The organism is Marinoscillum furvescens DSM 4134, assembly GCF_003386095.1.
GTDB classification, from domain to species: domain Bacteria; phylum Bacteroidota; class Bacteroidia; order Cytophagales; family Cyclobacteriaceae; genus Marinoscillum; species Marinoscillum furvescens.
On sequence record NZ_QREG01000002.1, the window covers coordinates 180,546 to 198,694 of the forward strand.

The window sequence follows — 18,149 nt, forward strand, 5'->3', positions numbered from 1 at the left end:
AAAGCCCGGCTGATTTGAATCAACCGGGCTTTTTTGTGTGCCACCCTCTATTAGTGAACGATAATTAGTCGTTGCGGCTGCCACTGCTCATCATCCGAGAAGAAGTGAATCATATACACTCCACTTGGCAGTTCTTTCGAGGTTATTTCAATTTCTAATTCACCTGGCTTCACAAATCCGAATAACGCCTCACGGCCTACCTGATCATACAGCACCCATTTCATAGACTGTCCAGGACTCTTTTCAAACTGCACACTGAAGCGCTTGTTTGCAGGGTTTGGATAGATTGTAAAGTTATCAATGTTGTCAAGCCTATTCGCCACGCTAGTCACGGTAGGCAGTTCTTTGCCAGTGATTTCGGCATAGCCAGACTGCAATATCAGTCGGTTTCTAACTTCCGGAAGCTCAGATGTAGTATTGTCCACCTGTACAAAAACGACTACAGCTAGCTGACCCGGATCAAAAACATCAGACACTTCCCAGGAGACACTCACCTCCTCTGAATCACCAAAGAACACACTTTGTCCTTCTGAAACTGCACCTACGTATGTCAGCCCACCAGAGCTTGGTAGCATCTTACGTAGTACGTTGTATAGTGGCTTACCTCCATTCAAATCAAGTATTGACTGATCGGTAATTTCACGCTCGATAATCGCAAAACGGAATGACACTTCACTACCGGCTGGCAACTTCACCTTAGAAGTAAAGCTAGTGCTAATATTTACCGTATATGGATCTCCTGAAATGTTGATATCACCAATTTCGAATAAAGCTGCATCCAGAGATATTCCATTGTATTGATTGACATTCCATCCTGGTTGCTGGCTTTCAGCGGTATTAGCTGCATTGAAGACTGTTTTACCAGTAAGTACTGTTGTTGGACCCTGGTCTACCCCATAGTAAACAGAACGGGCACCTGGGTCACCAAGATTTCTTTGGCTAATCGGATCTTCTACATCACTCAGTCTAGGGTAGTAATTCAACCAAATGGCATCTCGTTCAATTTCACTATTTACACGACTAGATATCGAGTCATTTGCAGCAATACTTCGGGCATCTCCCAGTTCAGAAAACTGCTCAATCAGCACAAATTTATCCTTGTTGTATATCGTGAAGTTATCAAATGCAAACCCATTGAGGGCGTTGCCCTGTTGATCTTCCTTGGTACCAGCCGTAGAGGCCAATGCAAACCTAAAGCGTATTTGACCAAGGTTTTCAATCGGCTCATTAATACGATGAGCTGCAATCACCCACGGTGAATCGTCACTCCATCCATCAGCAGTAACATTAAACTGTTGTATCCCTGGTGCTTTGTTTAGCTGCTCGGTAGTATACCAGTTTTTACCAGAGGCAGTAGCCGTAGAAGCATCATAATCACCTAACAGCTTCCACGTAGCGCCATCATCCAATGTATATTGAACCGCTACACCATCTGTAAATGCCAGATCCGCTGCAAAATCAAACCCTATTGTAGGTTGCTCCATTGCAGACAAATCAAACGAAGGACTAAGCACCCAGGCGTCTTCATCGGCCAGGTAACTAGTACCTAAACCTGTAGCCCAATATTGTGAGGCATTTATTCCTACCTCTTGATCTGCTCCTACTGAATAATCAACGTCCTCAGTACCTACCTGCCAGGCAAGATCGGTGCGGTTTGAGTACCCTAGTTCCGCGTCAGAAGTAGAGTAAACCAGTGAGTCTACGACCCAACCAGATGCTCCACTTTCGAAATCATAGGCAATATCACCGCTCCAAACGATGTGATCTAGTATGGTTACGAATCGTGTAACTGTAGAATCACACAATGAATTGGAAAGGAAAGTAACCTGCACTTCATAGGTTCCGGCATTTGCAAAGGTGTACTCCATCGAACCAATGTTTGACCGAGTTACTGACAACTCACTTTTAGTCAAGCCTTGTATTACTCCAAGTGCTGGAATCTCAAGTGTCACACTGTCGATTCGATAGGTGTTGGAAGTCGTGTTATTATTATCTGCGAATTGGAAAGTAGTTGGATTTCCCTCCGTAATACCTGACCATCTAAATTTCGGCTGAGGAGTAGTACCAATCTCTATTTCCTGACCAGTGCTCGCTACACAACCTTGTAGGCCATCCGGTCTGTTTTTATCCGATACCTCTACGATAAAGTAGTTGTTACCAGGTTCAAAAGAACTCGCCGAGAATGAATACTGAACTACCCGATCACTTATTTTCATTTGATTGCCATTGATCACATTGGCAGCAGCTTCCGCCTCTGTTCTTCCGCCTTTCCATGTAAAGTCCGCAGAATCAACTAAAAGATTTGCTAACTCCACTTCAATGACCATTTGCCCGTTATCACAAGCTTGAATTTTAGTAATCTCACCACCTCTTGCAAACACAGGAATAGGCTCTACGGTAATTGTGACTGGAGTAGCTGGGCTGCTACAACCTTCAAAACCACTTTGAGTATAGGTAATCTGCTGCACGTAAATCGTTGTGTCCCCTATGAATCCGTCATCCACCATGCCTTTTACAGCTGATATGTTAAAAGTAGACACATCGGTAGGATCACTTGCAGTTACTTCCTGCTGCTCATTGAGGTCAGCATCCAGGAACTTAAAGGAAGATGTAGTCCCTGCAGGAGTACTTACTCCTGAGTACCTAATCACTGTAGAGGTAGTGGTAACATCCACATTACACTGAGGAGCTACCTCCTCAACTACAGGGCCTACTGGCACTTCATAGATCGTCACATTAATTTCCACAAAGTCGCTCGTACAGCCTTCAAAAGTAGCTACGCCAGCTCCAATATCCTGTGTTTGAGTCACCTTGAAGGTATAATCCCCTGCAGCAGTTAGGCCAAGGTCCGCAGCGGTAGCTACTGAACTATTCCCAGTTGGCGTCTCATCATACACCAGGTTATTGTCTTCATCCCACCAGTTGTATCTAGCTCCTACTTCTCCATTTACAGTTATATCTGCTATTGGGTCTCCTTCACAGTAAAAATACTGCACAGTAGAGGTAGTCGGACTTACAGGAATATCATAGACGTGTACTGTGAGGAAGGCCATGTCCTCAAGTTCGCTTTCACATCCTTCAAATGTATTGCCAGAGCGATCTTCAGCGCCATCAGGGTTTACATTGTTGATCTGAGAAACCAGAAAATGGTAAGTACCCTGCCCAGCATTTGTAATCAACAATGCTGCAGCCGTCACATCTGCATTTCCATCAGCATCGATTTCCCCACCAAATAAGCTCACAGCCGAACTCGTCTTCACTTTGGACGCAGAAGCACTGTAGTAAACAAATTTCGAATTAGGGTTACCTGTAATCGGGAATTTCACATCTCCCAGATCGCCTACACAATAGCTCACTTCGAGCTCTTGTGCCCCTGAATCATCAAAAGTTAGATTTTTCGGATCTTCATATGTCTTGATCTCAATTTTTAGCGGATCACTTTCACACCCTAAGAATCCAGAAGCTTCGTTTCTGTCGGTTCGCTGTGTGATATAATAAACATATGTGCCCGGTGTATCAAAGGTATCTGTGGCGTAGGCAGCTTCCAGCTCTACTTGAGTTGCTGATCTACCGTCATTTCCTGCAACTGCAATTGGATTTGCATAATCAGGGTTACCAGAGCCATCGTCTTTGTACCACTGGTAAATTGTACCAGCAGCTCCAGGAGGTCTAAGGTCCGGCAGCTCATCCCCAAAACACCTGTAATAGGTCGCTACTCCGGCATTATCATAAGCATCACTTAGATCATAAACTTCTAGCGCATCAGGGAAAGCATGTACACTGATTTTGAATGGTCTCTTTTCACTTTCCACTCCATTAAACGGAGGGTCTGCGAGGATATTAGGATTGTTATTGACATCATTGTCAAAATCAGTTCTTGAGATATAGAATGTCTTGGAAGAATCTGCAAGCGGTGCAAAGTTTAACAAAGAATCAACTGTGACATCAATGGTATTCACCGTGAAGGTTTTAATGGCCGTACTACCATCCGAATCATAGATCGTCCAGTAGGACTCCTCATTTGCCTCAGTAGACAGCCCAGTACTCATTACAATATCTCGAACAGACGCCTCTGTACCTGCATCTGCACAATACTCATATACATAGGCCCCATCATCCAAACCAAGGTTATCACTATCCTCAACTTCACGAGGATTTGAGCTACTGATCGTACTTATATCAACGGAAGGCTGATCAGGAATAGCATAACTTTTTACATCGATTTTTATTATATCAGATCTACATCCTTCATAATCCGCTCCATTGAGTTTGACATAATCGTACTGTGCAAGGTATACTGTTTTATTAGTGCGACCTGCTGGCGTAGACCCTCCAAACAGTTGATCCTGGGCCTTCAAAGTTTCAGACTTATTAAACGTCTCACCATAAGCCGTCACACTGGTCCCTTCTACATTCGTAGAAATCTGAACCTGCCCCAGTGGATCTGAATACCACTCCAACATTTGATCATCGGGAGTACCTCCTGCAAATTCTGCAGTAATGTCCAAAACGGATTCCCCTTCTGCATATTCAAACAAGTAGTTATCAGAACCCGACTCCTGTCCTCCTATTAGATCATAGCCTGTAAGTGACAATGTTGGCACTGCCGGTTTTTCTAAAATCTCAAGATTTACATAAGCCGTATCTAAACAGTTTGCTTCTGTACGCTCTGGGGAAATGTACATCAACCGGTAGTCACCGAAACTCAGGTTACTAGGGTCAAAATTTGCACCCGAGACTGCAGTGGTATCTACACCCACTGAAATGCGGTAATAATCACTCAATGTTAACGTTTCTGTGCCTTCTGCCGATATCACTTGCGACTCAATAGTCACGGCAGAACCGTCATTACAATAGTAAGGATCAACATTGGTGATACTCACTGTAGGTGTACGGTAGATATCTACTACTTCCTCCGCCAGTTCGGTTTCATTGCCTGTATTTTCATCTTCTATCACGTACACAAACAACAAAGCCTGACCATATTTACTCGCCAACTCGCTATCTAACGTACCTGGATCAAACACCCAGCCGGTGGTGTCATTGGGCTGTCCCGCAACTTTAGCAGGAATTGATGTAAGTACGGTAGAAGTCACCTCAGTTCCCCTGGTACTGTTGATAGAATCATATAGATACACCCTAATCGTTTTAAAATCAGGATCCGAGTCATCAGCTACATCGGCATGATCTATTCCAAAAGGTGATACCACATTGAAAGTAACAGCCTGATCATAATTACAGTAGTTTAGATCCTGGCCTGCAGATAATACACGATCAGATTCTATCACTAAAAATTCTACTTCATAACTCGCTGCAACACCTTCGCTGTTGGTTAACTGGTAACTTACTGTGGTAAAGCCCTGTCCAGCAGCTGATGGAATAAATTTGAATGAATAACCATCCTCTACAGGTTCAGTGAAGTCATCATCTGCTTGAAATCCAGTTAACCCATTTCCTGTCACAATGACCGAATGGTCAGCTGGATTGGAAAATTTAAGCGTTGTACCAGAACTATTATTTACAGCAAACCCTGTCTTCCCTTCGCTATTTTCATAACGAATGATCGCAACTGAATATTTAATAGCTTCACTTTCACAGCTATTGCCGTCTGTAGTTGTTACCCAAAACGTATTGATTCCCGCAAGAGTATCTGTAGGAGTAACTAATCCCAGATCAAGTAATGTTGGGATATATCGATCTTCTGTACTGATAGCCACATAATTAGCTACTTGAGTACTCAAGCTTGCATCGGAGTATATCGTAACCTCATCACCTAGACTCGGAAGTCCGATCACGAATGGTGTATTTGTGGTCTCAACCTCCCTTTTATCATATACCACTACGTCATTGCCTCGGACATCACCACGCACTGTACTATCATTTTCGAAAAGATAGGGAGCACTAAAAGTAGCAGGCTCTGAAGTAACTATCGACAGTTTATCGTAAGGAGCCACAGTTTCAAATCTTGCAAAAACAGTTCCATCCCCGTCATTAGCCAGGTAAATATTTCCATTTCCACCAGAACGCTTTAAAGTATCCAACTGTGCACTTGCGCCTGTAGCAGCAATTTGAATTCCTGAAATTGTAAGCACATCAAGAGCAGAAGTACTGTTCGCATTATTATAAGTTACAGAAAGTACAGAGGTTCCTACATAGCTAATTCCTATTGCAGACACGTCTCCTCCATTATCCGTTACCGAACCAGTTGAAGTATTGAACTCAAAATCCGCAATTCCATCTCCATCAATATCAGGAAGCTCTAATCTTAGGTTTCTATTAGCATTAGACCCCACAAAATCAGTTGGTATGGATTCTGTGATGACAATATCACCCAAAGCATAATAATCCCCCTCCAAACATACATCTGTAATGTAAGGAGCTGTGACCAACACCCCTCCAGATTTGACATTTATTAACTCTGGAGCAGATAGGTTATAATCTGGATTAATTTCGTCTTGAGATACCAGATAAAAATCATAATCAGTAGTATCCGCAGGTAACGTCAACTCAATCAGATAAGTAACTCCCGCCGTAGCAATAACACTATCTGCTTGTATCGCTCCTGTGATTACTCCTCCGGTTCGGGCTTCTCCTTGAACCTCTAAACTATCCACAGAAGTACCGTCTGGCACCAAGGCATAATAAATTACTCCTTTTTCTGATTGACTGACATTCACTGTAAGGTCTCGACCAAATAGGGTACTGCTATAGGTTAATATCGGTGCGACATCATCGAAGTTGATCGTAAAGTCAGTAGTTTGAATCGTGTTACCAACAGAATCCACAACACCTTCATCCGCCATTCTTACAATGACTGTTGCGGTTTGGTTGTTGTCAGGATCGACTATGAAGGTGTATTCATCTCCAGCTGCCGAAGTAGCAGTTAAATTGGAAATTGAGCCATTACCTCCAACTATACTCAAGTCGCCTAAAGCAAGATCCTCTATTCCCTCACTGAATTGTGCTGAAACAGTAAATGGATCTTCATTGGTTGGGTTGTCAACGACACTAAAAGTCACTATTGGATTCGTATTGTCGATAACAGCTGCCCCTACCGCATCAGCTTCCGTTAATTCAGTTCCTGAATTGCCAGCTTTATCCTGATAATTGATCTCAAAAGTTACCGGACCGTTTACATCATCCCGATCAACCGTTATAGTTGCCGTCCACTGATCATTCAGTCCGCCTACTTTCGCTACATCAATGGCATTTTTCATAAAAAAGCCTCCACTCCTCATGATCACTGAAGGAGCCGAACCTAAATCATCATTGAAATCCATGCTGATCACAATATCATCCGCTGTATCTCCCCCTGAGTTATGAGGATCTACCCCTTTGAATGTACCGTTACTAATTGTGAGGGTTGTGATTGCAGGGTTATCCGTATCTATGACGATATTCTTACTTCCTGCCAAAGAAGAATCTGCGGCTATTCCCGGAAGCGTGAGCAAAGCATCGTTACCGTTAGCAGATTGATCTTTTATCGTGGAAACACCAGGCAAGGTAAGACTAGAAGTATTGGAGTAATTCAAATCCAGTGAATTGTTGCCTGGTTGCACCGTATAATTAAAAGTCAGAGAACTGGTACCGGATCCGCTGGTTAGATTTACATTTTGCCCTGCTCCACCCGTAGCCAGATTCAGAATTGGTTTACCACCACTCTCGTCAACTGTAACAAACTCACTAAAGTTGACTATGATAGGAATCACATCTCCAGCATTGTATGCAGTATCTGCTACAGAAGACGTTACCTCCATTACAACTGGAGGGGCTTCATCACTAGTAGTGAGCGAGACATCTGATGGAGCAATGTTTCCAGCTACATCCGCCAGAGTGAAAGGTCCATTATTGTATGAAAGTGTAACGAGTGATGTACCTGAAACAGATACGTCCAAAGTGACATATTCATCCGCATCGTTGGCATCTAAAGTATTATTCGCTGGACCACTCAGCAACACACCATTAATACTGGAACCACTACCCCCGATTCCGAAATTACTAATGGTCACAGAATTTTCATCCACTTCTTCACTTAGCTCCAATACAATTTCATCTATATCGCCATTAGCATCAGTATCGAATTGATAAGCCGTTAAGATTTCCGGCAAAACACCATCAATTTCTAAATCTTTCAACGTTCCAAGTGAATTGGCTGATACTAATCCAGGCAAAGTAATATTGGCATTATTGCCTGACGTATCTTGAATAACTCCTCCATTCAATAGTAATGCTCCAGTACCCGTATAGTTCAGGTCAGCACTATTGTCGCCAACTTCTACCGTGTAATTAAACAAGAGCGTATCACCAGTTACCGAGGTAAAAGCCACCGATTGATCAGTATTTCCAGTCTCTAATCGAATTGTTGGAGTTCCACTACCAGTGTTAACCTCCACATCTTCACTTAGCGCAATTTTAATTCCTATTACGTCTCCGTTTTTATACAAACCATTCGCCACTGAAGATGTGACTGCCATAACCTGTGGCACAGCTCCATCCACCGCATTTATGTCAGCATTTCCCAATGCAGCGTTTGAATCTTCATCTTCTATGGAGCCAGACCCTAAATATGCTATTTGAGCTACAGCTGTTCCAACTACACTGTCAAGTATGGTTATAAATTCATCTGTAGCTGTTAAATCCAACCCATTAGAACTTCGCACATTCAATACGTTATCAGGAGTAACCCCATTTACAGTAAAGTCTGCGGCAACTCCTCCTGAAGTTTGCGGTTCACTAAGCTCTATGACAATTTCATCAATGTGTCCATTATCGTTTACATCTAATTGATAAGCATTTAATAACAATGGAGGTGCCGCATCAACGTGAAAAATCCCATTATCATTAGGTGCGTCATTATCTGCCATATCTGTTATCTCATCAGCTCCACCGGCAAACCTGTTATAAGTTATTTCGGCCGGATAGGTACCATCGATCAGTACCTCTAATGTCGCATACTCATCTTCGTCCGTGGCGTCCAGGATATTTTGAACATAATCAAATCCCCCATCGTCATTGAGGGCAAGCCCAATGATTGAGCCATCTGCTAGCGTAAAATCGCTTTCTTCAACGGTTGTCTCATCTATCTCCTCGCTAAACTGAAAAGCAATTTCATCTACATCCCCATCCGAATCTGTATCAAAAAAGTATGCTGCAAGGAATACGGGGCTTGCCAAATCAATGGGCTCAATATAGCTATCGTTTGCTGCAGGGTTACCCGCAAGGTCCGTAACAACAGTATCAGCCCCTGCTGAAGCATCATATGCAACAGATACAGTATCCGTTCCTTCTATATATACATCCAGGGTTACATAAATATCTGTATCAGACAAATCATCATCAAATGCAGCATTATCCCAAGTAAATACACCTAACACAGTTTCCGCTCCACCATCTAGTATAAAATCATTAACATCAATAGTGTTTGGTGAAACTCCTTCCGAAAACTCTAAAACAATCTCATCCAGATATCCATCTCCGTTGGTGTCAAATTGACCTGCTCTTACGATTGTAGGTACGACCCCATCTACTCTAAGCTGTTTGTTCCCAGACAAGGAAGCTGCCGCACCTGGAGAAGGTAATGAAACATCTGCCTCGTTAGTATTAGCAGATTGATCCTCAATGGTGATTGAACTGGAAGGATTGATTACTAAAGAATTCGTGGCAACATAGTCCAGGTGATCGCTTTCATTTCCGGCCTGCACTGTATAATTAAATGACAAGACAGACGTACCCGTTCCTGATGAATAATTCAATACTTCATCAGTTGCACCTGTTTCGAGTGTCAACGTAGGTATTCCCGTCACATCCACATCTTCACTAAAAGTCACATCTATTACAATAGATTCACCTATAATCAACGTATCAGGATCTGAATGAGCGGAACTTACCCCTGTCACAACCGGTACAGCAAGATCAAGCGCTGGAATGTCAGCATATGCTGGTGCGTTATTAGATCGGGTAGAAGCATCCTTGGTTGGAGTAGAAGCATCATAGTCTACTCTGGTAGTATCTGTACCGGATACATCTACAGATAAGGTTAGAAACTCATCAAGAGAACCCTGATCTTTTATATTGCTTGCCGTGGTATGCGAAACAAAACTTGTAGAACTACTCCCTACGACATTATAAGATGAAACATCGGCTGAAACATATCGCACTCCTTCAGTAAACTCAATAACGATTTCGTCCAAATCACCATCACCATCCGTATCGTATTGGTGGGTCGTTTTTACCAATGGATCTGCATAATCTATTTCTGTATTTGTTTCAGCAGTATCTAATAAGTTCCCTACTAGATCTGCAAGTCCTCCTGATGATGGTTGTATATAATCCACATTGGAAGTAGCAGTACCTGTGTAACCTACCAAATCAAATGTCACCCAACTATCATCGGGATCATCACTGGCAGCAAACCTATGGTCTATTACGCTAGCCACAGATGCAGAAGACGCACCACTGAACACAAAATCATTTACATCTACGGTAGCATCTTCAATGGCTTCTGTAAATATTATCAATACTTCATCTATGTTTCCATCAGGGGTGGCCTCCGTATCAAAGAAATATACTCCTGAAATTTGAGGAGGTGTTTGATCAAATCGAAGGTTATTTGTAGCTATCCCTTGATTACCAGCGGCATCCGTTGCTGTAGCTTGAATGGTATAATTACCTTCGGTAACCAGATCATCTATTGTATTGTCTGGAACCTCCCATGTATAAGGGCCAGTTCCCGATACTACTGCTGTATCTGTTTTCCCATTCAGCGTGACCAGCACTGTCAGATTCTCTTGAATAGTACCTGTCAATGCCGGAGAGGCATCGTTGGTGCTTAAAGCATTTACAGTAAGTACTGGTGCCGTTTGGTCTATTGTAATTATTGAAGAGTTCTCCGGACCAATGAATTTGTTTCCAGCCGCATCTTTAATGGTATCAGTTGGGTTACTTCCAGGGCCATTATCAACGGTAAACTGAACCGTTCCATCCCCAACTAAATTATCTACCTGAACCCTGTATGTCTTACTATTTACCTGAGATATAGAAAATGAAGGGGTAGATGCCAGATCTTCGGTGATACCTATTCTAAATTTATTGAAATTGACTACCTCCTCATTGAAGGCCAGATTGAAGGTGAGTTTATTGTCACTTGTAACTGACGTAGATCCATTGGTAGGCTCTTCGATCGTAATGGTCAACTCTGGGCCAACATCATCTACATCCGTGGTGAAGTTGTATACTCCAGCGGAACTAATACCTCCAAAGGCATTGCCATTAGCATCCAAAAAGGAATTAGTATCTATAAACATGTCGTAAGTCTCACTACCTGCGAAAGCATTTGGAGCGCTGATCGTCACGACGTTGTTAGAAATACTCACAACACTAGAATTATCTGCGGTGAAGGACTGCAGGTTTGAGGCCACTGTACCTACCATGGATATCTCACCAAAACTGGCAGTTACATCTTCAGAAAAGGTCAGTACAATATCAGAGTTAGTAGCAACTCCTGTAGCGTCATCTAATGGATTGAATACACTAATTTCGGGACGTTTATTGTCCATTGCCTCATTATCGCCTCCCACGGCAGATGCATTGTTGCTTACGGCACAACCCGCTGCAGCATCTGCGTCATCATGCACGATCACGGTTACATTGAGATTTGATCCTGCATCAATAGTACCTGCTGTGATGGTGTAGGACGCTTCATACACACTATCAGATGGGGTAGCATCAATCACACTACCACCTTCGAAAGCACTGAAATCAAATTCCACATGCTTGATGTCATTGTTTTTATTTCCTCCTGTTTTGTTATCGTAGGTTGCAGTGATTACATCTCCAATCACAAATATTTCTCCAGGACCACTACCCGTTGTTGTGATTTGAATAGCGCTAGCAGTCACGTCCGGAGGAGTCACATCACAGGTAATGTTAAAGGGATCACTTGCCACGGTATTCGCCAGGCTACCTCCAGTAGTTCCTAAGGTTTCAGACGTTTCAGTAGACGAAAAAATAATATCACTTACTGTTGAGGTACCATTGGAAAACGTCCCTGATGTTTGGGGCGTCCCCTGGAGAGACGTGCCTGTCGTATTAACTGTTATCGTCTCTGAAGCAACATAATCTACATCTCTGTTACCATTCACATCTTGCGCTTCCACAACTACCGCGGGAGACATGACCTGTCTGGCTTCCGTGGCTGTAGGGTGTTGAGCAAACCCATATTGCGTGGCGTCTACATCTAAGACGATGTTGGGACTTGTTACATAATTATCAGAATTGGCGAAGGCCGTCCCTGATGCATTGAGCACACGCTCGACCCCTTTGTTTGGTGTACCAAAACTTCCTCGGTTCACTTGAAATGAAAATTCTGTATTATCAATAGAAGCAGAATCCGGCATATCTGTTCTAAGCCAAACTCTTAAAGCATATTCCCTATCAGAGTTTTGAACGATATATCCCAAATCACCATTATTGCTGGCAGGAATTCCAGAGAAGACGATACTATTGTTATTAATCGCTGTATGATTTACTGATCTTCCGTCCTGATCAATAATCTGGGCTCCTGCAAAAACTCTAGTCCAGTCCACAGCATTTCCATTTTCTATTGTGATTTGATTGATTTGAGTCGGGTTACTGCTATTTGTCGAAGTAGATCCCTCCAAAATATTGAAATAAAATACGCTAACAGCATTCGCTTCCGTTGTAGCCAAACTGCTAATACTGTCTGGTGAATTATTACATGCAGATGGACTCAATTTACCGTTATAATTATTTCCCGACTCTTCGTCAAGTCTGTAATCATGAGCATCGCACACCTGAGGCTGGATGTTATTAGCTATGAAGTTCAGATCTGTATTATTAGAAATACCATCATAAGAAAGCGTGGGGTTTCCAAGTTCGTCTATCGCATCAGCGGAAATTTGAATGGAATATTCAGCAAGTGTTTCCAGATCAGCAGCAGGGTTGATTATGACTGAATCACTAATTATGGTCACCTCCGTATCTAGAGGCGATAAGTTGTATGTATCGACGATGGTTACGGATGGCGTTAATTTTCTTAAGACGATTTCTCGAGTACCAGATCCACCAACCTGAATGTCCTCAGAAAATACAAGCACGATATCGGCGGTGGGATTAAAACTCTGTGAATTGTCCGGAGGAAAAGAACTCGCCAAAATAGGTGCAGCCTGATCGTTCACCGTTTCACTATCATCCCCTGCAACTGTCAGCAAGTTTCCAGCGCGATCTTTCCACAGCCCATCAATATTGTCAATCTTGGTTTCACCTGCTCCTGTATTAATCGCTATCTGATCTGTAATACCTGTAATGGATACGGTGTTAGAAGACAAATCTGGGTCGCTTATCACCCCAGAATTAATCTGAGTGGAGTCAGGCATCAGAAGATTACCTAAATCTAAAAGTACCGGAGCAAACCCATCATCAGTGTCTATAATCTCACTGAAAACAATATCAATTCGATCGATAAAACCATCTCCTGGTACGTCTGTATCATAAATGACGAGTTCATTTACTTGAGGCGGCGTATTATCTACCGTATTTTCATCACCTGCGGTGGATGATGTGGCATTTACGGTTCCGATGACTGAAGTACCTACACCAGGTTGACCTACATCATCTACTGTAAATCCAAATTGTCCGTCACCAGCAGTTTCTAAAGAAACATAGACAGAAACATTGGCTGTATTACCATCAGTGATCGTCAGATTACCTGAAATATTCAAAGTGGCAATAGAGTCTGCCGGGTTAAACGTAGCCTCCGCAATGAATGAAGAACCTTCGTAAAGCCCAACTGCTTTTAAGTCTGCCACCGCTCCTTCATACATTTTGAGATCTACAGAACTAACAACTGTTGGCAATAAGTCTCCGGCATCATCGGTCACTACAAACTCAAAGACTTTTATTGCATTCGAAGTGGTAAGACTTCCGCTTGCTCCATTGTAAGTGGAGCTATTGAAAAAGCCCGCCTCCGATGAAGCAACAGCTGTTACTGACGCTCCATTCCCTGCCGTTCGCACATTTGTTGGGCCATTTGGTGATGCAGCCCCATTAGCTGGGTTTTCATCATCCTCAGCAAATACATATATATCGTAATTGGTATCTGCTGTTAAGCCTGACACGGTAAAATCATGATCGAAATTCCCCGTACTCACTGCTTGAGACCCACTTGCAAAAGCTGCTGATCCGCTGGCATTGTTTCCTGCCTTTACCTGTGCGGTATCTGGAGGAGAATCTCCATCTGCCACTACTACATAATAAATCGTGCCAGGCTCATCTAAATCCACTGATAGCGTGAAACCCGACGCACTAATGGCTGAAACAGCTGGGGTGCTATTTTCAAATACAGGTGGCACTTCATCTAAACCATCTCCCGTAAGGTTGATGACATAAGGACTGTCTGCATCGTTAGAACCCAGTGTTACAACATCGGTATAATTCACTGCAGTATCCGGTGCAAACCGTACCGTCAGGTCAATGCTATCATTAGGAGCCACATTGGTGGCTGCACCATACGGTGCTATAAAGGCATAGGTAGTATCATGAGTAAGCGCGGGTACATTCAGCACCAAATCACCTAAGCCTTCATTGACTATCGTAAATGTGGTATCGGTGGTCGTACCATAGGGTATGTTTTTAAAGCTAAATGTAGCATTGTCAGCTATTGGATTATCCGAAGCATCAAATACTGATACATTGCCCAGAGTGGCCGCAGAACTTGAAAATGCAGCAGATGCTACCCAGTTAGAAGATGTACCCGAGAGTCCAAAGGAAGCATCAAGATTAGCATTAATAGAACTTGCCGAACGATCAGGAATGACCGTATAACCATTATTGGTAAGTCCAGGTTTTCCAACGTTCATATCCAGATATAATTCCAGAGATGGAACAGAAACAGGGTTAGACATGCTCATGGAAGCGTTTGATCTAACCTCGTCAGCAGACCTTTCGGATGACCAATATTTTATTTCATCCAAGCTACCACTCCAAAAATCTTGAGGACCACCTGAAGGATGTTCGCTTCCTCCCAAAATCAGATCATTATCGGTAATGATATTGCCCACAGCCGTTAAAGGAATTGTGCTTCTTATACCATCAACATATAACGCTATTATGCCTTGAGTAACATCTCTTACCCCAGCAACATGGTGCCAATTATCATCCAAAAGATTACTTTGTACACTTGTTAAGTTATCTTCATTTCCAGCATTATCACGCAAATTAAATATTAGCGATTGGTTGTCTGCGGAAAAGTAAAATCTATAGAGATCAAGTTCATTTCCACCAGCTGATGTGCCCTGTCCATAATTTGATATTAGAAATTTATTCTGATTAGGAATAGTGCCGGAATAGTTCGATTTAAACCAAAACTCTATGGTAAACCCACCTGTTCCCGGCTGCAGGGTAGCATTATTCGGTATATAAGCAAAATCATCTACCCCATCAAAATCCAATGCATTTTCCACCGAATACAAGGTGACAGTGTAAGAATCGAGGGAAGGGGTAAAACCATCATGCACATTAAAATCAAACTGCTCTGTACCCGCGGCATTTGTACTGACATAAGTAAGGTATCCTGCATCCAATTCTGTTTTTGTGATTGTGTCACCGTCCGCCAATATTTTTTCATCCGCTTCACGATGCCCGTTGTTGGAAAGGGTCCCATTATCAAGAAAGAGAGAATCAGAAGGAACCGATACATTACTCAGTATGATGTATTGCAAAGGCTGAGTATCGGAGTATTTTAGTGCTGCTGTATTGATGACCAGGGCATTGTTACCAACCGAAACCGCAGTATCAATATTTACTGCTGTGGGGTAATCGTTATCGTTTGGAGCTCCCGGTGTAGGTGTAGCTGCAACAAAACCTCCAGTTGCATTTGGATTTCTTCCCAGAGACTCATTCGCTGCATCCGCATTTGCCGCTTCATCTACACCTGTCACTCCACCAAAAGCAGCCTCCAAATTTGATCGATCTGTATCTGCCGATCCATATACCAAAACATCTACCAACCCATCAAGCCTAACTGGATCACCATTAACAAAATCTGATCCATTGCCTACGTATAGCGCTATCGCATCTGATCCGTTTTGTAGAGAGGTACTCCCCCAGTCCAGGTCAAGATTGGTTACCCCCGCATCCCCAATGACCAGGTAGCCATTAGCGTCAGCAAAATAACCGTCTAAGTCTTCATCCTTATAGCTAACACTCCCAGATCCATTAAACAATACCAGGACCAGACTATCCATTTCCAATCCTCCAACTGCGGAATATAATTCCACAAACTCTCCTGTTACTTGCGGGTCACCACCGGTGTCTGTTGGATCAGCTTCATTGATCACAATATCATCTGGGGTCACGAATATTTTGAATGTCTGATCTGGAGACTGGTTGTCACCACCATTGGCCGTTCCTCCATTGTCTGATAGAGAAACGGTCACAGTCGCCCAACCCCACTTACCTGCTGAAGGTGTAAATGTCAAATCACCGGATGTACTATTTATTGCCGGAGCTGTAGAAAACAAACTCGCATGATCATTCGAAACATTAAATGTCAACGATTGAGTATTTCCGTCTCCATCACTGATACTTGACGCAAACCCATTAACAGTCTGGAGCCCCACATTTTCCGTAACCGTTACATTTCCAGCCAAACTAAAGGAAGGCTCATCATTCACAGCTGTAACGGTAAGACTTGCCGTAGCTGCCGAAGAACTATACGCTGTAGCACCTCCATTGGTGCTAATATCTACTCCAGTACTTCCATCCGAACCAGCACTTATGTCCCAGGCATGGAATGAGATATTTCCTGAATTTCCGTTGTAATCACTATTGGGAACAAATCTTACTGCATTTACAGCCCCTATACTATCTAGAAGTAGGGCATTGTTGATATTGACACCAGTAAGTGCATTCCACACAGATCCGTCAGTTGTGTATTCCCACGAACCATTCGTTTCGTCCACTCCGACAATGGCAATTCCAGCTCCAGGTCCATCTGGATCCGTATATGTGGCATTCAAACTAGTCAGAATGGACTTTATCGGTGTTCCTGAACTGTTCGTTTCATCTTCCAAAATGGAAGTCATACTCGCCGATCCACTTATGGTCGGAGCATCATTGACAGCTGTCACAGATACTGTACGTGTATCATTAGTAGACTCAATACTGTTATCCGTGGCTATTACGGTGATAGTTCTATCTAACTCAGAAGGATCATCAGAAGTATTTCGATAACGAAACGATTGCAATACCTCTTGCACTATTGCATTGGTCGCATCTGGATCAAAAGTCACTGTGAGTATAGCACCATTGTTAACTATTCCACCAGCTTCATTTAGGTCTCCTACATCTGTACCATTAGCCAATATATCGATAGCGCTAATGGTGATGGTAGTACCATCTGCATCCTGATCATCAATGCTTAGTTCATCACTCGCCTCGTTGTTAGCCGTAATCTGAACAGAAAGTGTACCCCCATCCCAATCTGCGTCTCCATCAGGGTCAGATACCGTTCCTAAAGGATCGATCAGAGTGGCTGCGGCATTTTCTGTGTAGGCTAGAGTGGAGTTGTCTAAAGAAACCGTAGGTGCGGTATTTGGAGCCAAAACTCCTACCTCGAAGAGCAAGTCACCTGGAACGGCAGAACCATCCATATATAGCCCTCCATCTGCATAAGTATTTGTAGGATTAGCTCTCCAGGTCCCAGTAAAAGTACCGTTAAAATAGAAAGTATACCGTGTTGATGCAGATAAAGAGATTCCAAGTGAAGACACATCCACCACCTGATAGTCTGTATCGTTGGCTGAAGTGCCTAGATTTATCGAATTCAATGACCCAAGATTGCTTCCAGCAGTTCCTTCTCCAGCATATACTGTCAAGGTAAGATTGGTCTCGCCACCGGTAATGACACCAATACTGTTTAGGTCCCCACCACAGGAGACCTCAAAACTTTGCCCAATTGCAGTAGTCGGGAATGCATCTGTAACTCCGCTGGGCCCATGAGATGTCGTACATTGTGCATGAAGCCAAAGCGTTCCTGCTATAAATACTGTTAAGGTTAGGATGATTCGTTTCATATACTTGGCGGTTTCAAACCTTTAAGTAAAAATCTAAAATGTTCTTCAAATATTTCT

1 protein-coding gene is annotated in these 18,149 nt (G+C 43.0%); it reads right to left on the reverse strand.

Translation table 11 applies throughout. The annotated features are described in order from the left end of the window. Window positions 1-50 precede the first annotated feature (50 nt). Window positions 51-18,092 carry an Ig-like domain-containing protein gene (locus C7460_RS03305; RefSeq protein ID WP_115866651.1) on the reverse strand — a complete coding sequence of 6,014 codons (18,042 nt, stop codon included), beginning with the start codon at window positions 18,090-18,092 and terminating at the stop codon, window positions 51-53. Between the last annotated feature and the right edge of the window lie 57 nt (window positions 18,093-18,149).